The organism is Paenibacillus jiangxiensis, from assembly GCF_046098255.1.
Lineage (GTDB): Bacteria > Bacillota > Bacilli > Paenibacillales > Paenibacillaceae > Paenibacillus > Paenibacillus jiagnxiensis.
This window is the reverse complement of sequence record NZ_JBJURI010000023.1, coordinates 110564-128272: the sequence shown is the minus strand read 5'-3', so window position 1 is coordinate 128272 and position 17709 is coordinate 110564. Positions and strand designations below refer to the sequence as shown.

The window sequence follows — 17709 nt, the reverse complement described above, 5'->3', positions numbered from 1 at the left end:
TAGGCTGGGGGTGGAAGTGCAGCAATGCATGGAGCTGACCAGTACTAATCGGTCGAGGGCTTATCCTAATGAATAAAGCGCAATGACGTTTCGGATCCGGTTTTCAGGGTGTAAGCAATAGGCATGCGGCTCAAGTGGTTGAGATGTCTGATTGGTTACATACGGCATTTGGCGATGCTGTTCCCTGAACTTAAGAGTAGTTGAAATGTTCCCTGATAGCTCAGTTGGTAGAGCACTCGACTGTTAATCGAGTTGTCACAGGTTCGAGTCCTGTTCGGGGAGCCATTTGGAGAGGTGTCCGAGTTGGTCGAAGGAGCACGATTGGAAATCGTGTAGGCGCCAAAAGCGTCTCGAGGGTTCGAATCCCTCTCTCTCCGTTCTGATTTATCTGACTTTCCATTCTTTAAAGCATGGCCCGTTGGTCAAGGGGTTAAGACACCTCCCTTTCACGGAGGTAACAGGGGTTCGAATCCCCTACGGGTCATATTTTTAACTCATTTTGAGAAAAATGCTTATTGATCTGCAATATGTAAATGTGATATGATCTAATAAGTGTTCTAAGATGGAGGCTTAGCTCAGCTGGGAGAGCATCTGCCTTACAAGCAGAGGGTCGGGGGTTCGATCCCCTCAGCCTCCACCATCTTTAATATCGCGGGGTGGAGCAGTTCGGTAGCTCGTCGGGCTCATAACCCGAAGGTCGCAGGTTCAAATCCTGCCCCCGCAATTGCTTTCAATTAAAGAAAGTGCCTCTGGAACCGTGGTGTAGAGGCCTAACATGCCTGCCTGTCACGCAGGAGATCGCGGGTTCGAATCCCGTCGGTTCCGCCATTTTTATTACTTACGCAGAATTTTATGAGGCTCGGTAGCTCAGTCGGTAGAGCAGAGGACTGAAAATCCTCGTGTCGGCGGTTCGATTCCGTCCCGAGCCACTTTACAACTAAATATGCCGGTGTAGCTCAATTGGTAGAGCAACTGACTTGTAATCAGTAGGTTGGGGGTTCAAGTCCTCTCGCCGGCACCATTCTGGAGGCTTAGCGAAGTGGCCAAACGCAGCAGACTGTAAATCTGTTCTCTTACGAGTTCGGTGGTTCGAATCCATCAGCCTCCACCAGTTATAGGGGCATAGTTTAAAGGTAGAACAGCGGTCTCCAAAACCGTTAGTGTGGGTTCAATTCCTGCTGCCCCTGCCATATTTTTTTGTTTTGGCGGTCGTGGCGAAGGGGTTAACGCACCGGATTGTGGCTCCGGCATTCGTGGGTTCAAGTCCCATCGATCGCCCTTTTACATAATGGGGATTAGCCAAGCGGTAAGGCAACGGACTTTGACTCCGTCATGCATAGGTTCGAATCCTATATCCCCAGCCATTTATATGCGGACGTGGCTCAGCGGTAGAGCATCGCCTTGCCAAGGCGAGGGTCGCGGGTTCGATTCCCGTCGTCCGCTCCATAAAGATGTGGCGCCATAGCCAAGTGGTAAGGCACAGCTCTGCAAAAGCTTTATCCCCAGTTCGAATCTGGGTGGCGCCTCCATAACAATTTAATGTGCCGGTGTGGCGGAATGGCAGACGCGCTCGACTCAAAATCGAGTGGGGAGACCCGTGGAGGTTCGAGTCCTCTCACCGGTACCACATTAATCAATGTTAGTTCATTAGAGATCTTCTCTGATGAACTTTTTTATATTTTGATGACCTCATTCATTGTATTTGCTGAAGATACTTTGGAGCTGAACTCCAGGTGAGAATAAATGTTAGCAGTGGTGGAATAATCACTGTGGCCTAACCACTCCTGAACTTCTTTCATACTGACTCCATTGCTTAAAAGCAAAGTAGCGCAACTATGACGTAGATCGTGAAAACGGATGTGTCGCATGCCATTTTTTTTGAGAACAAGAGCAAAGTGCTGAGTGACATAATTCGGTTTGATTCGATTTCCGATCTCATCAGCGTAGATATAGCCCTTGTAATCCGTACAGTACGATTTTTTTGCAACCTGCCTGTTTAGCTCTTGCTGCTGCTTTAAACGCACTAGAAGGTCGTAGAAGGCGTCGACAAGGGGGAGTGTACGGCGACTCGATTTGTTCTTTGTACGATCTTTTTCAATCGTAATTAGTTTTCCATCGAATGAACCAGTCGTAACGGTATGTTTGATTGAAATGGTTTTATTGATCAGATCAATCGCCGGCCATTTCAATCCAATGACTTCACTTCGTCTAAGGCCATAAAAGGCACCTAAAATAATGGTAGGTTCAATTTTTGTTCCTTTTACATTCCCAAGCAGCTGATTGACTTCATCTGCGGTGTAAGAGCTGCCGTGAAAGGGATCTTTCTTTGGGCGAATGACCTTGTCAGCCGGATTAGAAAGAATACGCTCTGTTATAAAAGCGTGCTGAAGTGCGGAGCGAATATTCGCGTGATAATGAATGACTGTGTTAGCCGAGACCTTTCGTTCCTTGAGACAATAGGTGTAGAAGTTCTGAATGTGATGGGGTCTCAATCCTTGTAGTGTAATGGCTTTTTCAAGGAAGTATGGGACGATCCGTTTCTTCACAGCATTTGCGTATGAAATATACGTAATCTCTTCAATACTGGGTTTTACAGCTTCTAACCATTCCAACATATAATCCGCAAATAAAGTAAGATCAATCTCTCCTGATTCCTCAATGACTTCTTCGATCTCAGATTCAACAGGTACAGGAATGACTTCTTGTTCTTTGATTTCTTCCTCATCTTGATTGCTCTCGGGTTGGAAATTTCTGCGAGCATCAATGAGCAACGATTCAGCTTTTTTCTTATTCCCTTTAACGGGTAAACCTGTTGCAATCCACTTGGGTTTTCGTTTTCCCTCCTCGTTTTTATAATTTAAGACGATGAAAAATATCCTTTTTTTTCTTGTAGGTGGCCTGCAACCATGTTTGTACTCCTCCTTGGTTACAGCACCGATCCCACCATTGACACTTTAAATATAACATAGTAGAATTAGTAATTAAATGCGTTAAAGCGTCAGTGTGCTGAATCGGCTGTTCTATTATGATACCATGAAGATAGGTGGCGATATGAACCTTAGGAATTTTATAAGCTCTGCCAATTCTGAAATGTTTAATTCAGCAGCCTTGCAAAAGCTTGTATCCTGTCTTTGTGCTGATTCCTCCAAGCATTTCACACATCTGAACCACATTTACGATATCCGGATAATCTTGGAACATTTGCAGATATGTGTTTAAGGTTACGGATGGAACGTTGACCTCATCGTGCAATTAACTTGCCTCCCTTCAAAAATAAATATGTATAAATAAACCAGTTTCAAGTTGCGGGTGGTTAGCCCACACATAACTTTGTGACAAAGTTCCCCCTCATCCGAGCGGGCTGCCCCCAATGCAGTGACGCTGGCCGGGCAGAAGTATCATGATAACTTCTTGCGGACCTTGGCGATCAACCCACCAAAGGTTGATTGGATACAGATAAGATCGCTCGAATCCATGCTTGCTAAGCCACAGACTGTCCTGGCGTATCCGCTATCCTCGCTTCCTGCTATCACAGGCACAAGAAGAACGTACTTGAAACGGGTGCTATTTAGTTTTCAACGTGCAGGATTAAAGGATACAAGCATATGCTTGTATCTTATAGTTGGGCAAAGCGAGCTGTGGGACCGCCTTGGGCTGCAAGCCTACGCGGCGATTCGCCAGCGAATCGATCTGCAATGCAAGCTGGCTCATTTCGACCCCGGCGCGTACATCGCCCGGCACATGAGCTACGCCGGTGCCGAGCACGACGTGTTTACAGAGGCGGCGATCGACGATGTGTTCCGCTTCTCCAGCGGCGCCGCGCGCCTGATCAACAAGGTCTGCACGCACAGCCTCTTCTACGGCTCGCAGAACAAACATCGCATCATTGACGATCATATGATCAAACGCGTCATCCAGGGAGAATTGTCATGATTCTCCCTTTCTTCACACCATAGACCGGACAGCTTGGCCGTCACCAGCAGGACAACTTACGCCGTCAACCGCCGGTCATTATGTATTAGCAGTAACACTCCCAAACAGTAGCCGATTAGCTGAAATTGACGATGTCCGGTATCCAGAAGACGGGCCGCATAGTCGTCAGCCAGTCGTTCGATCAGTCCGTCAATGCTCCTGGTCTCAATAGCGCTCTACATCCGCAATCGTAATGCCAACAACTGGTCCCAGCCCTTGTTCATCCAGGTGTCGAAGCAGCAAATGGAAGCAGTTTATTGTTCCCAGACCTATACATGGAATACCACATGAAGCGGACCAGATTCCCCGCCGCCATAATAAGTGAACACTGCGTTGCTGCCAGTATTCAGTTGGGGCAGGACTTCGCTCAACGTTCCCCCCATCTCTGTTTCATGCTTCATAGAATCGCCCTTGAAACCGTCAGTTTGGCTAATTGTATTATTTTTTACGTATGAGGCAACAAAATCAGTGAGCTCTGCTACTGTTGGATCGTTCAACATTTGCCGCAGAAAGGCATCAAACGGAATGGACTGACCGTCACAAGCATAATTACTCAATCGCGCAGCTTCCCGTCAACCTGAGCCATGATTAGTGAATTCGCACCATGTTATGTGGAGGGCCCCCTGCCTATTGATAATAAGGGACGGAATCCGCTAAATAATCATGCCCTGTCTTGACGCCGGGCCGGAGCAGCCGTATGGTACAAGTGACAAGAACTGACAATCATAGGGAGATACATGCTCAAGAAGGGGGAACTATGAATACATTCACAGCCTATGGCCGGCAGCTCCGGCGGCAGATCGCCGGCAGGTATTACCGGATATCCATCAAACAGAGGATTCTGTTCTCGTTCATCGTGCTGATTACGCTGTCCATCAGTGCAATGGGCACCTTCTCGTATTGGATTGCCGCGCAGGAGATCGAGGATAATGCCTACGCCGGCAGCCGGGAAACTGTAAGCAAGACGGCACAGCTTCTGGATTCCCGCTTAAATGATGTAGCGCTGTCCGTGCAGTCCCTGATGCTGAGTGATGCGTACCGCAAGATGATGATGGATGTACTGAGCCATGAGGTCTCTAATTATTATGTACATCTGTCCGATCTGCAGTATGTCCTCTCGCAGGCAACGTTCAATCAGCCGATCATTGAGAATGTGCTGATCGTTACCCCGATTGGCGATTTCTATTCTACTACTCAGATCCGGGCGCAGGACAACTCGTTCTACGGCTCGGAATTATATGATCTGAGCAAGGAGCAGCCGGGCGGCTACTGGGCCAAAGGACATTATGACCGGTTGTTCACGGGCAGCCAGCGGGTGGTCTCCTTCGTAGTCCGGGGAATTTATGAATACCCTTACACGCCGATCAGCAATGTATTTATTGTGGTCAATATCAGGGAGAGCCAGATAGATGAGCTGCTGAATAAAGGCGGTGAACAAGCAGGATGGAATTATTACCTGGTGAGCGGGGAAGGAGAGGTGGTGGTGGAGTCCCGCTGGCCGTTCCGGGGCGGGTTCCCCTGGAAGCCGGTGCTTGCAGAAGCCGGAAAAGCAGCCGATGCGCAGGATCACAACTACAGCTATGGCGGCAAGGAGTATCTGGTGAATTATACAAGCTCAGCGGCATCACCCGACTGGATTATCTCCGGCATGCAGTCACGGGACCAGTTGCTGGGTAAGCTGCAGCGGGTGCAGCGCATTACCCTCTATGTCATCGTTGTCTTCCTGCTGGCGACCTGGCTGATTTCCAATCAGCTAACATCTGTGCTGCTGAAGCCACTGTTCAAGCTGCGGAGGTTGATGCGCAAAGTCGAAGAGAATCAGCTCAGTGTAGTGTACGAGAGCCGTTATGAGGACGAGGTTGCCCAGGTCGGCTTTCAGTTCAACCGGATGATGTCGGAGATTAAGACGCTGATCGCGGATGTGAAGACCAAGGAGGAGGGCAAGCGGCATGCAGAGATCCGTGCCCTTACGGCGCAGATGGAGCCGCACTTTCTGTACAATACGTTGAACACCATTTATTGCAAATCGGTAATGGGCGAGAATGACGATGTAAATGAGATGATCCTGTCTTTGTCGCAGATGTTCCAGATCGGGCTCAGCGGCGGCAAGGATCTGATTACCCTTGCGGATGAGCTGTCCCACATGCGGCAGTATTTCGCCATTCAGCAGAAATGCTATGAAGGATTGTTTGAATACACGGTGACGGTAGAGGATGAGGCCTTGCTTACCTGTCTGCTGCCGAAGATTATCCTACAGCCGGTGGTGGAGAACAGCATCCAGCATGGATTCAGCGACCGGACTATAGGAGGCAGGATAGACATCACGGTCAGCCGGGAGCAGGGGTTGCTGCATATTTGCATTACCGACAATGGACGGGGACTTGATGCTGCACAGGTCAAGCAGGGGATGGTCAGGGCTCCGCAGTCCAGAAAAGGCTATGCCCTGTTCAACATCAGGCACCGGCTGGCCTTGTATTACGGGGCCGAAGCCCGTATGGACGTTGGCGGCGAACCATGTAAGGGATCACGGACGGATCTGTGGATTCCGCCTAGGGAGGAGAGATGAAGGATGGACCGGAAGCTGGAGTCGGAAAGGTTCAAATTATGTGTAATCGACGATATTAAAAGTGTGGTGGAGATGGTCTCGCGCAAGCCGCCGTGGCAGGAGCACGGTATTGAGGTCACAGGTACGGCGCTTAACGGCGAAGCGGGACTGCAGATCATCCGCGAGACCCGGCCGGACATTGTGCTGACTGATATCCGGATGCCAAGAATGGACGGCCTGCAGATGACCCGGGCGATTCTGGAGGTGCTGCCGGACTGTAAGATTATTATCCTCAGCGCCTACTCGGAGTTCTCTTATGCCCAGGAAGCCATCCGGCTGGGGGCGCTTGATTTCGTGAAGAAGCCCTTTTCCCTGGAGGAGATTGTGAATGCAGTGCTGAAGGCCAGGGAGCTGTGCCGGGAGGAGCGTCAGGAGACCGCCAGACTTGCTGTGATGGAGGCGAGAATCAGGGAAAGTCTGCCTATTCTCCGCCAGGAATATCTCACCTTCCTGCTGCACCACCAGACGACAGAAGCGGATGCCCGTTCCCGCTGGGCCTATCTCGATATCCCGCTGGACCAGCATGATTTCTTCGTGTTTGTCGCCGAGATCGATCATTTCGCGGAGAAGCTGAGCGGCCAGCCTGTGCAGGAGGTCGAGCTGCTAAGGTTCAGCCTGCACAATATTCTCGAAGAGACGATTTCCGCCCTGACCCGCGGCGTTATTATCCGGGAGGCGACAGACCGGTACGTCTGTATCATGAACGGCTCAGACCCGGAGACCGCCGCGCTGATTACGGAGGCCTGCTGCATGAATGTAAGCCGCTTCTCGCGTCATACCATTTCTATTGGCGTGGGCCTGGGCACAGCGGCGATTCAGGAGCTGGGCACGGCGTACAGGCAGGCGCTTAGCGCGCTGGGGTATCATTTCTATACCGGGGGCAACGGGGTATATCATTATAGCAATATCGAGAATAAACCTCTCTCGCTCCACAGCTATTCCGCCGCCGCCGAGCAGGAGCTGCTGTTCGCCCTGCGTTCCGGCAATTCCGCCAAAAGCCTGCAGGTGCTGGACCAGCTGTTCGCGGAGCTGCTGGACAGCGGGCTTTTGCCTGAGCCGCGTTATGTTGAAAGTGTCGGCTATGAGCTGAGCTCCAGGATCTGCCGGGTCCTGCTGGAGCAGTTCCCTTATGGGCAGGTGGAGCCGCTGGAACTCAGAATTGCTGCCATGAAGAACCAGGTGCATCCTTCCCTTCAAGATATACGGGACCTGCTGTCCTGGCTCTGCCGGGAGGCCTGTGCGCTGGTGGAGCAAGCCCGTTCTCTGGAGTCCACGCGGATTATCCGTCAGGCCGTCGAATATATCCATAGTCATCTGGACACGGGGCTGTCGCTGGAGCAGATGGCGAAGCAGATTAACCTTAGCCAGGGGTATTTCTCCAATCTGTTCAAGAAGGTGCAGGGAATTTCGTTTCAGCAGTATGTGATGCATGAGAAGATGGAGAAGGCCAAGGCGATGCTGATCAGCGGCCGGCAGGTTCAGGAGATCGCCCAGGATCTCGGGTATGAGCACAGGCGCTATTTCAGCGAGGTGTTCAAGAAATATACCGGCATGACCCCGTCCGAGTTCAAATTGTATTATATTGGAAAAGAATAGGAATCAGCAGGGGAGGGATTTCCGCAGGGCGGAGATTACCTCCCTTGTCTGTATAGAACTCCTGCAGAAATCTGCCCTTAATGTGGGCTTACCCGCCTTATCTGGATGCGCCTATCGAACTATAATCAGGTTGTAAGCGAATACAGCAGGGATATATAAGGGGGCACTACCAATGATGAAGCGTATGCTAATGACATCTCTGAGCCTGGTCCTGGCACTTGGCTTGGCAGCCTGCGGCAACGGTAACAGCAACGGCGGCAATGCTGCTGAAGGCACGGGAAACGGGGCGACAGCCGGCTCGGGGGGGAAAACTAAAATCAGCTACTGGACAGGCGACCGCCACGATGCGGATTTCGTGAAGGAGAAGGTAGCCGAGTTCAACGCAACCAATACTGACGGGATTGAGGTGGAACTGGTCGTCAAGGGCGACGACTTCGATACCGCGCTCGATCTGTCCTTCCAGACCTCCGATGCACCGGATGTGATCCGGGTGAAGGAGAATACTATCCAGACCTTCTACAAAAAAGGCTTTCTCGCTCCTATTGACGAGTTCCTGAACGATGAGCTGAAGGCGAAATTCCCGGCCATGCCGGATCTGAATGAATTCGACGGCAAGCGTTACAGTCTGCCGAACTATGGAACGACCATGCGTCTGGTGTACAACAAGGATCTGTTCGCCAAAGCGGGCATTGAGCATCCGCCGACTACCCTGCAGGAGCTGGTGGATACAGCCAAGAAATTGACAGAAGCCGGCAAAGCGGACGGCGCTTACGGCTTCGCCCTTAACTTCAAGAGCCCCGGCAGTGCGTTCGCACGTTCGGCACGGGTGGTTGCGGAGATGAGCGGCTATGGCGGCTTCGGGTATGATTTCAAGACAGCCCGCTACGACTTCAGCGGCTTCGAGCCGATCATCAATGCCTTTAAGCAGATCAGGGACGACGGCAGCATGCTGCCGGGTGTAGAATCGCTGGATATTGATCCGCTGCGGGCGCAGTTTGCGGAAGGCAAGATCGGAATGTATATGTCCTACTCCTCAGAGCCTGGCGTCTACAAGAATCAGTTCCCGGCCAAGATTGACTGGGCGGCCGCTCCGGTTCCTACCATCGACGGCACCGTGAAGGGGGCTTCCGGCTTCCTCGGGGGCCAATGGCTGGCGCTGAGCTCGAAATCAGAGCATAAAGAAGCAGCCTGGAAGTTCATGGAGTTCATGTACGGCGATCAGGTGCTGACGGATTATCAGGAAAAAGGCTTCGGCATCTCCATGGTTCCATCCATTAGCGCAGCAGCCAAGACACCGGATGTGAACGGCATTGAAGGCTTCCTGCCGAACAAGCACGATGGGGTGTGGCCGGTCTATCCGTCTGTAGCACCGGAAGGAATGAAATCGGATGACGCCTTCTTCAAATATATGCTGAACGGCGGCGACCTGAAGGCGGTTATCGCTGATCTGAACAAACGCTATAACGCTGCACTGGACAGTGTGATTGCGAATGACGGCATAAAGGCTGAGCCGGATACCGGCTTTGATCCCGCCGCTCTGGGCGGCAAGTTCGCCAAGTAGACAGAAGGTTAGGGATAGAGATATAGGCCGGGATAGCGGGGGATGAGGGAGCAACTCCCTTATCCCTCTGCTCTGGTCGTAAAGGAAAGGAGCCGGAAGAAACCAGATGAACAAAACGAAACATGCCTTATTTTCATACAGTTTTATCTTTCCAAGTGCCTTGCTCACGTTGGTTCTCGGGATTTACCCGATTGCCTGGGCGTTCCGCTATATGTTCTATGATTACAAAGGGTTCGGAACGGCGCGGTTTACCGGTCTGGCCAATTTCAGCCGCATTCTGAAGGACACCCAGTTCTGGGATTCGGTGGTGAATACATTTGTCTATGCTGGCGGCAAGCTGCTGATCACCATTCCGCTGGCCCTGCTGCTGGCAGTCATATTGAACCGGGGGCTGCGGGGCAGACAGCTGCTGCGGGGGATTTTCTTCATGCCGACCGTCATCAGTACCGCTGTAATGGCCGTAGTCTTCTTCACGATTTTCAACTCATATAACGGGATTCTCAACCAGTTTCTGATCCGCCTGGGCCTCTCCGATTCCGGTGTGGACTGGCTGGGGCCGAAATATGCCATGCTCACCGTCATTCTGGTTGCGGCCTGGGGAGCGGTCGGCAATTATATGCTGCTCTTCCTTGCCGGTCTGCAGAATATTCCCGAGGATGTGTATGAGGCCTCTTCCCTGGATGGGGCAGGGAAAATTCAGCAGTTCCGCTATGTCACCCTGCCGATGCTCGGGCCTGTCATGCAGATGGTTATTATGCTGGCGATCATTACAGCCCTGAAGGGCTACGAGAGCATCATGGTACTGACTGAAGGCGGTCCTGTAGGCAAGACGGAGGTCATGTTCCTGTATTTGTACAAATTATTTTTCCCTGTCGGCGGGGGCAGCGCGGCGGTTCAGGTCCAGGAGTTCGGATACGGCAGTGCGGTCGCCTTTGTGTCTGCGGTCATTGTAGGGATGATATCACTCATTTATTTCTACGCATCCAGACGCATGAATCAGACCGATTGAGGAGAGAGGCTATTATGAGACTAAGAACCATACTGGGCAAAATCATCTTGTGGATTTTTTTGCTGGCTGTTGCTTTTATCACCCTGATTCCGGTCGTTATCACCATCCTGGGCTCCTTCAAGACCAATGCTGAGCTTACTGCGGGTGCGACCTTCCTGCCGAAGAGCTGGCACTTCTCGAACTATGCCGAAGCCTGGGCGCAGGCCAATTTCTCCAGGTATACCCTGAACAGCCTGATTGTCTCCCTGGCGACAGTGGTCGGCACGCTGCTGGTATCATCCATGGCGGCTTATGTGGTGGACCGGATGGATTTTGCAGGCAAAAAATTGTATATCGGACTGCAATCGTTCACCATGTTCGTGGCTGTAGGGGCGGTCGTGCTGCGCCCGCAGTTCGATCTGATGGTTAAGCTTCATCTGCACAACAGCCTGTGGGGCGTTATATTGATTCTGATCTCCGCCCATGCTTCGATCTTCTTCATTCTGTCCAGCTTCATGAAGGGGATTCCCCGCGAGCTGGACGAGGCGGCGCTAATAGACGGCTGCTCCCCGGGCCGGACCTTCTGGCGGATCATTCTGCCGCTGCTCGGACCCGGACTTGGCGTAGGTGCCCTGTTCACCTTCCGCGGCGCGTGGAATGAATATCTGCTGCCGCTCGTGTTCACGATGACGAAGCCGGAGCTGCAGACGCTGACCGTCGGGCTGGCGAACCTGAAATACGGGATTTCGGCCGCTTCCCAAACCCACTACATGATGGCGGGCGCCTGCTTGTCCATTCTGCCGATTCTCGTCGCCTATCTGTTTGCCAACAAATCCTTCATGCAGATGACGGCCGGTTCCCTCAAAGGGTAGCGGTCTGGCCCTGCGCAACCCATATTCCATATTTAACATTCAAGGAGGTACACCCCATGACTCAACACACTCCGGCAATTCTGCAATCTGCCCCGTTCATCCGGCGGTATCCGGGCAATCCGGTGCTGGATGCAACGAAGGTTCCTTACCCCACCGCACTGGTATTCAATGCCGGTGTAACGAAATTTAACGGCAAGTATGTGATGATCTTCCGTAATGATTACGGCTCACTGGTCGATCAGACGCTTGAGCCGCACCACACCACGGATCTCGGCATTGCTTACAGTGACGACGGTCTGAGCTGGACCGCCGGCCCGAAGCCAGTGTTCAAAATGCATGACGAGGAAATTATCCGCGCCTACGACCCGCGCCTGACCGTGATCGGCGGCCGTTGTTATATGTGTTTTGCCGTGGATACGCACCATGGCATCCGCGGCGGAATTGCCGTTACCGATGATCTGGAACACTTCGAGGTGCTCAGCCTGTCTACACCGGACCTGCGCAATATGGTACTGTTTCCCGAGTTGATCGGCGGCAAGTATGTCCGGCTGGAGCGTCCCTTCACGGTATACAGCCGCGGCGGCCGGGACCGCTTCGATGCCTGGATCTCCGAGTCGCCGGACCTGAAGCATTGGGGCAACTCCAGCCTACTGCTCGCCGTTGAGCAGGTGCCGTTTGCCAATGACAAGGTCGGCCCGGCCGCACCTCCGGTCCGGACGGATAAGGGCTGGCTGACCACCTTCCATGCGGTGGATGTGGACCCGGCCAGAGGCAAGCACGGTTGGGAGGACACCTGGAAGAAGCGTTATACCGCCGGAATTATGCTGCTGGATCTGGAGGACCCCCGCAAGGTGATCGGCATGAGCAGGCAGCCGCTGCTGGCACCGGAGACAGACTATGAGATTGGCGGGGGCTTCCGCAATCATGTGATTTTTCCGGGAGGGATGATTCTGGAGGATGACGGCGAGGTCAAGATCTATTACGGCTCTGCGGATACGGTGGAATGTCTGGCAACGGCCCATGTGGACGATCTGCTCCGGCTCTGTCTGGAGCCGGAGCATAGATAAGATTGGAAGCAGGCTGAGGGCGGAAATGCGGAGTAACAGTGGGGCCATGTGCCATGATTGGAGCGGCTTGCGCGGAGATTGTGCATGAAGTGCAACAATGCTAGATCAATAGCAGCGACCGTGGGGAGATTGTGCATAAAATGCAACAATACAGCTCAGTAGTAGCGACGAACGCAGAAATCCTGCACAAGGTGCAACAAAACCGGGGCTGTACTTTAAAAGGAAACTTTGCTGATGCAGAAAAGGTTAGTATTACTCTGCCACTTCCGAAGCTGAACAGGAATATGTCGACTTTATGAAAAGAGTAATAGAGCATCACTGGTGAAATCATTATTCACTGATGACAGAGTATTTTCTAAAAAATATGAAAGAGGTGTTTATTTATGTTAAAACGGTTAAAGTTTTTAAGTTTAATTGTTTGTATGCTCGCCAGTCTTGTAGCTGTCGTTCCTTTGACAGCAAGTGCGGCGGGTACAATTGTAAGCTATCCATTACCGTCGATCTATACCACGACCAGTCAATACACGGTAACAGCAGACTCTACCAATATACCGGTAATCGACACTTCGGCGGTATTTGTAAACTATAATTATTGTAATTTCTCTTTTTCAGGTACTACTACAATCACAATAACAGCAAGCGAGCCAATCAATACCTATAATATTTCTCCCAAAGCTTTGGGAATCACTGCAACAAAGAGCGGAAATACACTTACATTTACACTTTCATCACCAACCTATCTTATAGTTAAAATCAATAACCTGAAAGATCTGGTTATTGCGGCAGATGCTCTTGAAACCAATGTTCCGGCTTCATCCGGTACAGGTATATACAATGTTAAAACTCAATACGGTGCCGACAGTACCGGTGCCGCTATGGCTACAACTGCAATACAAAACGCCATAAATGCGGCTAACGCAGCAGGTGGCGGTATCGTATACGTTCCAGCCGGAGTTTACAAGAGCGGAAACCTTGTTCTAAAAAGCAATGTTTCGGTTTATCTGGAGGGTGGATCTGTTATAAGGGGTTCAGGAAATCCAAGCGATTACACTACTCATTTTCATAAGAATTCTCTGAATAAGGATGGAACATGGTTTATTTATACCGAAACAAATGCAAACAATATTAAGATATACGGCAGGGGGACTATTGACGGCAATGGCCATTATATGAGAAATACAAACAATTATTTGAACAATATTCTTGTACCCTTGCAGTGCAGCAACTTCACGGTTGACGGCATAACCATAAGAGACAGCGGTGGCTGGGCTACAATCGTTACAAGATCTAATAACGTAACATTCCAGAATACAAAGCACTTCAACAACAATGAACTTGATTATGAAAATGATGCAATAGACATTCAAGAGAGCCAGAATGTACTCATAAAGCACACGGTAGCAGTATCGGAGGATGACACATACTCATTTAAGACATGGGATGTAGCAACTACGGATATAGCTGCAAACTGGCCGGGAAGTCCTGAAAACCAGTCAAATGTAGTTGTGGATGATGCTTTGGCTTGGAGCAGATGTGGAGCATTCAAGGTTGGAGATGGAGTGAAACAGCTTCAGGATGGCATAGTTGTTAAAAACTCTTATGTATACAGATGCTGGCGCGCTTTAGCGGTAGGTCATCTTTATGGGACTCCAGCAGCACAAAACATCATATTTGACAATATAGATGTAGAAGGCTTCTGGCCAAGATCCGGTGTTCACTCCAGGTGGTTTGATCTTTCTGCAAAAACCGGTCCGATAAAAAATGTGGTCTATAATAATATCAATTTACGCGCTTTAGGTGAAATTTCAATAATGAAGGGTTGGAGTGACACATCTACTGTCTCCGGAGTTACATTAAACAATGTTCGCGTCGGTGGAGTTGCGGCAACTACACTCGCAGAATTGAAAATAACAGATACTAACAGCTATGCTGCAGCTCCCAAATTCAACACATTGAAATTTGAAGCGGAAGGTTATAACCTTAGTTCAGGTGTTATATCCTATGAGGCAAGCACTGATGGTGGGCTGGATGTTGGTGGAGGGAGTAATGGCGACTATATAGCATTTAAAAATGTAGACTTTGGTAGTACAGCTAAAACAAGTATTGATTTGAAGGTTGCATCCGCTAATTCCGGCGGAAGGATAGAATTCCACTTGGACAGTCCTACAGGCACTATGCTGGGTTATTGGACGGCAGAAAGCACAGGCGGATGGCAGACATGGTCAGTCAAGAATATCCCGCTTAATGCCGGGACAGCTGTAGGAACCCATACGGTATATGTTACTTTTGTTAAGTCAGATTCAACCACAGTTGCAAATTTAACTTGGTTCCAGTTCAAATAGAATGGAAACGGTTTGATTTAATTGCAATAAGATGGATAAAGGGGTATATCAAATGATATGCCTCTTCATTCAGCTAAAGTTTTTTTCTACGACTGACCAACTAACACAAAAAAACAGCAAGTCTCCTAAGTGAAATAGGGACTTGCTGTTTGAGGTTTCAATTAATCCTTAAAGCTATGAATTGGAGCTGAGATTCGTCCGCCACGATTAACGAAGTTCGCGCAGTTGAAGCCGTTTACTGCTATAACTGGTGCATATCCGAGCAGGCCGCCAAATTCGACCAAAGGTCATAGCTTCCAGCTTCTCTAGTGTAAGGGTACCCCGCTGAACTGCTTGAATCATGCCGTGATCTTCATTGACCGGAATAAAGGCTCTACTATTAAGCCCACCTACATAGGAGGAGGCCATTACGCCACTTTTTTTAACATTGTCATTTAGGGCGTGTCTGAAAACTATCATTGAGTCAATTTAAAAATGGAAGCTATGTATATAAACGCGAGGAATGACTTAGCCAACTTATCGTAACGAGTGACCACACGGCGAAAGTGTTTGATTTTATTGAAAAAGCATTCAACCAAGTGGCGTTCTTTGTACCGATACCAATCGACCTTCCATGGATGTTGACTATTCGTTTTAGGCGGAATGGTGTAAGTGCTTGCCGCCACGACTGACGCCGATGTGTTGGTTTACTTCGTGTCCATCTGCGATTTTTTTGCACCGGCACTGTGTTGGTGGGCTTTGACCGATGTAGAATCGATGCTCAAGTTTTCAAAATCGGGTTCGATGTGAAGGGCTTGGAAGATGGCGATAAGGAGTCCGGAGTCTCTCCATTTGCAGAAACGACTGTAGGCCGTTTTCTTAGCGGTTTTTAAATTCCTCTTCTTGGATTTTATTTCCTCTATATTCCAGATAGTAGGTTCGACTCAACGTTCTATTCCAATCGTAAAGCTCTGCGTCTCCGGAGGCTCTGTATCAAGCCATTCGGAGATGATCTGTGCCAGTGCGTGCTGCTCATGCGGTACGGTTACGGCACCCGCCAGCCGCTGCAGCGCCGGTGCCGCATTGCCCGTGGCGATGCCGATATTCGCTGCCTGCAGCAGCTCGGCATCGTTCATCTGATCGCCGACGGCGATTAGATGCTTGTGCTGCCAGCCCAGCAACGATACCAATCGCTCCAGCGCCGCTCCTTTGGAGCAACCTTCGGGCAGCAGCTCTAAATAATTCGCTTCGGAGAATACGATCGTGCAGCCAGGCAGCCGGCCGTCCAACTGCTGCTCAAGCAAGCGCGCCGTATCAGGAGTACTTGCTACCGCCAGCAGCTTGACCGTTTCTTGAGCCGCTTCCTGCCACCGCGCAAGGCTAACCGCCGTGCTTTGCAAGCCGTCCTTGCGATCATGCTGCACGATCAGCTCATTGCGGCACGGGGTCAACATCCGCTTACCCGTGCACAGCAGCAGCCCAATTTCTTCGCCTTGCACCTGCTGCTCATACAACCAGGCGCTCAGTTCTGGCTGCAGAGACAGCTGCTGCGTGCGAAGCACGGTACCGGTGGCCGGGCAATACAACTGGGCGCCGTTGCACACGATCAGCGGCTGCTCAATCCCAAGCTCGCGCGCATATGGCAGCGCCGACTGCCAGGGACGGCCGGTGGCGATCACGAACAGGCCACCGGCCCGCCGGAAGCGGGAGATCGCCTCCGCATTCGTTGCGCTAATCTGCTGCCTGCTGTTCAACAGCGTTCCGTCCAAGTCGCTGATAATGACGGTGTGTGCCGCCTTCATTGTGCCGGCCTGTCCAGCCTGCGCTTGAGCTCCCGTCCTCATACGCTCTGGCGCAGCAGATCGGCCTGCAGCAGCTGCTTGACTTCATCTGCGGCCCGTACCTTTACCGGCAGACACGGCGAGATGATTACCGAATAGTCACCTTCTTTGATACAACGCTTCAAATCGGCGACCGTTTCACAGGTACGTCCAAGCGTGTTGATAATACTGCCAACCTGCAGGGGGTGGTGTGTGTCACTTCCACCTACCAGCGGCAATTCTGCTTGAGCTGCATATTCCCTCATCTGCGAATGCATCGCTTCCACTCCATAGCTGCGCAGGTCCTTGGCGTTGAGATCCACCGCATCCAACTGGCTCAGTTGCTGCTGACTCAAGCTCTGCAGCGAATTGCTGGAACGGAAGGGGTGAGCGCCGATAATCAGCATCTCATGCTCTGAGCAAATCGTCATAAGCCGATCAAAGGGAATAAAAGATTCGGCAGCCGTGTGCTCTGCCAACTGCCCACGCACCGACCGGATGGATTCCCGCGTGCCTATCACGAGAATATGTCCGCCCTCCGCCACATCGACCTCCATGCCGGGAAATACCTTAAAACCATCCACGTCATAATAATGATTGCGGTAAGCATAGCTCCGGTCCAACTCATCATAGATATCGTTAAAGCGGAGCGTATTGAAATGCTCGGTCATCGTGATCGCTTGCAGCCCTTCCTGTCTGGCCTCGGCGATCATGGCTTGAAAATATTCGGGGGAGAACGAGACCTTTTTAGATAATTTAACATGGATATGGAAATCGATTTTCATCATTGTAAGGCTCCTTGCTGAGTATGTTTTGGCTGAATTTAATAGCTCATTATATTACTTAATAGTAATTTACATTTTGTTTACAATGTAAAATTATTTTCACTACGTGAACTGTTGCAGTA

Annotated in this window: 12 protein-coding genes, 15 tRNA genes and 1 pseudogene; 23 read left to right on the top strand and 5 right to left on the bottom strand. The window is 50.7% G+C overall.

What is annotated here, in order from left to right; translation table 11 throughout:
• Positions 1-209: 209 nt before the first annotated feature.
• The 15 genes from ACI1P2_RS21250 to ACI1P2_RS21180 all read left to right on the top strand — a co-directional run bounded on the left by ACI1P2_RS21250 (position 210) and on the right by ACI1P2_RS21180 (position 1627).
• Positions 210-285 (top strand) — tRNA-Asn (locus ACI1P2_RS21250).
• Positions 286-288: 3 nt separating this feature from the next.
• Positions 289-377, top strand: a tRNA-Ser gene (locus ACI1P2_RS21245).
• Positions 378-412: 35 nt separating this feature from the next.
• Positions 413-484 (top strand) — tRNA-Glu (locus ACI1P2_RS21240).
• An 80-nt stretch (positions 485-564) separates the two neighbouring features.
• A tRNA-Val gene (locus tag ACI1P2_RS21235) sits at positions 565-640 on the top strand.
• Positions 641-650: 10 nt separating this feature from the next.
• Positions 651-724 (top strand) — tRNA-Met (locus tag ACI1P2_RS21230).
• Positions 725-751: 27 nt separating this feature from the next.
• Positions 752-828, top strand: a tRNA-Asp gene (locus ACI1P2_RS21225).
• Positions 829-856: 28 nt separating this feature from the next.
• Positions 857-929: transfer RNA gene (locus ACI1P2_RS21220), tRNA-Phe, on the top strand.
• A 16-nt stretch (positions 930-945) separates the two neighbouring features.
• Positions 946-1021: transfer RNA gene (locus tag ACI1P2_RS21215), tRNA-Thr, on the top strand.
• 4 nt (positions 1022-1025) lie between these two features.
• Positions 1026-1111 (top strand) — tRNA-Tyr (locus ACI1P2_RS21210).
• A gap of 5 nt (positions 1112-1116) precedes the next feature.
• Positions 1117-1190, top strand: a tRNA-Trp gene (locus ACI1P2_RS21205).
• A gap of 15 nt (positions 1191-1205) precedes the next feature.
• Positions 1206-1278: transfer RNA gene (locus ACI1P2_RS21200), tRNA-His, on the top strand.
• A gap of 11 nt (positions 1279-1289) precedes the next feature.
• Positions 1290-1364 (top strand) — tRNA-Gln (locus ACI1P2_RS21195).
• 7 nt (positions 1365-1371) lie between these two features.
• Positions 1372-1446: transfer RNA gene (locus ACI1P2_RS21190), tRNA-Gly, on the top strand.
• 9 nt (positions 1447-1455) lie between these two features.
• Positions 1456-1529, top strand: a tRNA-Cys gene (locus ACI1P2_RS21185).
• A gap of 14 nt (positions 1530-1543) precedes the next feature.
• Positions 1544-1627: transfer RNA gene (locus ACI1P2_RS21180), tRNA-Leu, on the top strand.
• A 46-nt stretch (positions 1628-1673) separates the two neighbouring features.
• On the opposite strand, the gene ACI1P2_RS21175 is transcribed toward ACI1P2_RS21180, so the two are convergent.
• Positions 1674-2771 (bottom strand): site-specific integrase, encoded by a 1098-nt coding sequence (locus ACI1P2_RS21175; RefSeq protein WP_355322367.1) that lies wholly within the window; start codon positions 2769-2771, stop codon positions 1674-1676.
• A 703-nt stretch (positions 2772-3474) separates the two neighbouring features.
• Here ACI1P2_RS21175 and ACI1P2_RS21170 point away from each other — a divergent pair.
• Positions 3475-3933 carry a hypothetical protein gene (locus ACI1P2_RS21170; protein WP_355322365.1) on the top strand — a complete coding sequence of 153 codons (459 nt, stop codon included), beginning with the start codon at positions 3475-3477 and terminating at the stop codon, positions 3931-3933.
• Positions 3934-4241: 308 nt separating this feature from the next.
• Here ACI1P2_RS21170 and ACI1P2_RS21165 read toward each other — a convergent pair whose 3' ends face one another.
• A complete protein-coding gene (locus ACI1P2_RS21165) occupies positions 4242-4529 on the bottom strand; it encodes a hypothetical protein (protein ID WP_076325676.1) in 288 nt (95 codons plus the stop codon).
• 200 nt (positions 4530-4729) lie between these two features.
• Here ACI1P2_RS21165 and ACI1P2_RS21160 point away from each other — a divergent pair, with 200 nt between their 5' ends.
• From ACI1P2_RS21160 to ACI1P2_RS21130, 7 genes are all read left to right on the top strand, one after another.
• Positions 4730-6538, top strand: a complete 1809-nt coding sequence (locus ACI1P2_RS21160) for a cache domain-containing sensor histidine kinase (RefSeq protein WP_355322363.1) — start codon at positions 4730-4732, stop codon at positions 6536-6538.
• Positions 6539-6541: 3 nt separating this feature from the next.
• Positions 6542-8173, top strand: coding sequence for a response regulator (locus ACI1P2_RS21155; protein WP_355322361.1), 1632 nt, complete (start codon positions 6542-6544; stop codon positions 8171-8173).
• 172 nt (positions 8174-8345) lie between these two features.
• A complete protein-coding gene (locus ACI1P2_RS21150) occupies positions 8346-9734 on the top strand; it encodes an ABC transporter substrate-binding protein (RefSeq protein ID WP_076325679.1) in 1389 nt (462 codons plus the stop codon).
• Positions 9735-9840: 106 nt separating this feature from the next.
• On the top strand, positions 9841-10743 hold the full coding sequence (locus ACI1P2_RS21145) for a carbohydrate ABC transporter permease (protein ID WP_251592883.1): 903 nt from the start codon (positions 9841-9843) through the stop codon (positions 10741-10743).
• A 14-nt stretch (positions 10744-10757) separates the two neighbouring features.
• Complete coding sequence (locus tag ACI1P2_RS21140; RefSeq protein ID WP_212970176.1) at positions 10758-11594, top strand: carbohydrate ABC transporter permease; 837 nt, start codon at positions 10758-10760, stop codon at positions 11592-11594.
• A 56-nt stretch (positions 11595-11650) separates the two neighbouring features.
• The gene (locus ACI1P2_RS21135) at positions 11651-12661 is read left to right on the top strand and encodes a glycoside hydrolase family 130 protein (RefSeq protein WP_355322358.1); all 1011 of its coding nucleotides are present in this window, start codon (positions 11651-11653) and stop codon (positions 12659-12661) included.
• A 383-nt stretch (positions 12662-13044) separates the two neighbouring features.
• The gene (locus tag ACI1P2_RS21130) at positions 13045-15003 is read left to right on the top strand and encodes a carbohydrate-binding protein (RefSeq protein ID WP_355322356.1); all 1959 of its coding nucleotides are present in this window, start codon (positions 13045-13047) and stop codon (positions 15001-15003) included.
• 161 nt (positions 15004-15164) lie between these two features.
• On the opposite strand, the pseudogene ACI1P2_RS21125 reads toward ACI1P2_RS21130, so the two are convergent.
• The 3 genes and pseudogenes from ACI1P2_RS21125 to ACI1P2_RS21115 all read right to left on the bottom strand — a co-directional run.
• Positions 15165-15441, bottom strand: a pseudogene (locus tag ACI1P2_RS21125) (DUF711 family protein); the annotation flags it as partial.
• 485 nt (positions 15442-15926) lie between these two features.
• Positions 15927-16826, bottom strand: coding sequence for a Cof-type HAD-IIB family hydrolase (locus ACI1P2_RS21120; RefSeq protein ID WP_355322354.1), 900 nt, complete (start codon positions 16824-16826; stop codon positions 15927-15929).
• A complete protein-coding gene (locus ACI1P2_RS21115; RefSeq protein WP_355322352.1) occupies positions 16823-17590 on the bottom strand; it encodes a PHP domain-containing protein in 768 nt (255 codons plus the stop codon). Before ACI1P2_RS21115 ends, ACI1P2_RS21120 begins: the two co-directional genes overlap by 4 nt.
• Positions 17591-17709 lie beyond the last annotated feature (119 nt).

What these genes read in the sequence shown, in the direction of transcription:
- ACI1P2_RS21140 (WP_212970176.1), top strand. Translation starts at nt 10,758, where the DNA reads ATGAGACTAAGAACCATACTGGGCAAAATCATCTTGTGGATTTTTTTG.
- ACI1P2_RS21115 (WP_355322352.1), bottom strand. Translation starts at nt 17,590, where the DNA reads ATGATGAAAATCGATTTCCATATCCATGTTAAATTATCTAAAAAGGTC.
- ACI1P2_RS21120 (WP_355322354.1), bottom strand. Translation starts at nt 16,826, where the DNA reads ATGAGGACGGGAGCTCAAGCGCAGGCTGGACAGGCCGGCACAATGAAG.
- ACI1P2_RS21155 (WP_355322361.1), top strand. Translation starts at nt 6,542, where the DNA reads ATGGACCGGAAGCTGGAGTCGGAAAGGTTCAAATTATGTGTAATCGAC.
- ACI1P2_RS21135 (WP_355322358.1), top strand. Translation starts at nt 11,651, where the DNA reads ATGACTCAACACACTCCGGCAATTCTGCAATCTGCCCCGTTCATCCGG.
- ACI1P2_RS21170 (WP_355322365.1), top strand. Translation starts at nt 3,475, where the DNA reads ATGCTTGCTAAGCCACAGACTGTCCTGGCGTATCCGCTATCCTCGCTT.
- ACI1P2_RS21145 (WP_251592883.1), top strand. Translation starts at nt 9,841, where the DNA reads ATGAACAAAACGAAACATGCCTTATTTTCATACAGTTTTATCTTTCCA.
- ACI1P2_RS21160 (WP_355322363.1), top strand. Translation starts at nt 4,730, where the DNA reads ATGAATACATTCACAGCCTATGGCCGGCAGCTCCGGCGGCAGATCGCC.
- ACI1P2_RS21130 (WP_355322356.1), top strand. Translation starts at nt 13,045, where the DNA reads ATGTTAAAACGGTTAAAGTTTTTAAGTTTAATTGTTTGTATGCTCGCC.
- ACI1P2_RS21150 (WP_076325679.1), top strand. Translation starts at nt 8,346, where the DNA reads ATGATGAAGCGTATGCTAATGACATCTCTGAGCCTGGTCCTGGCACTT.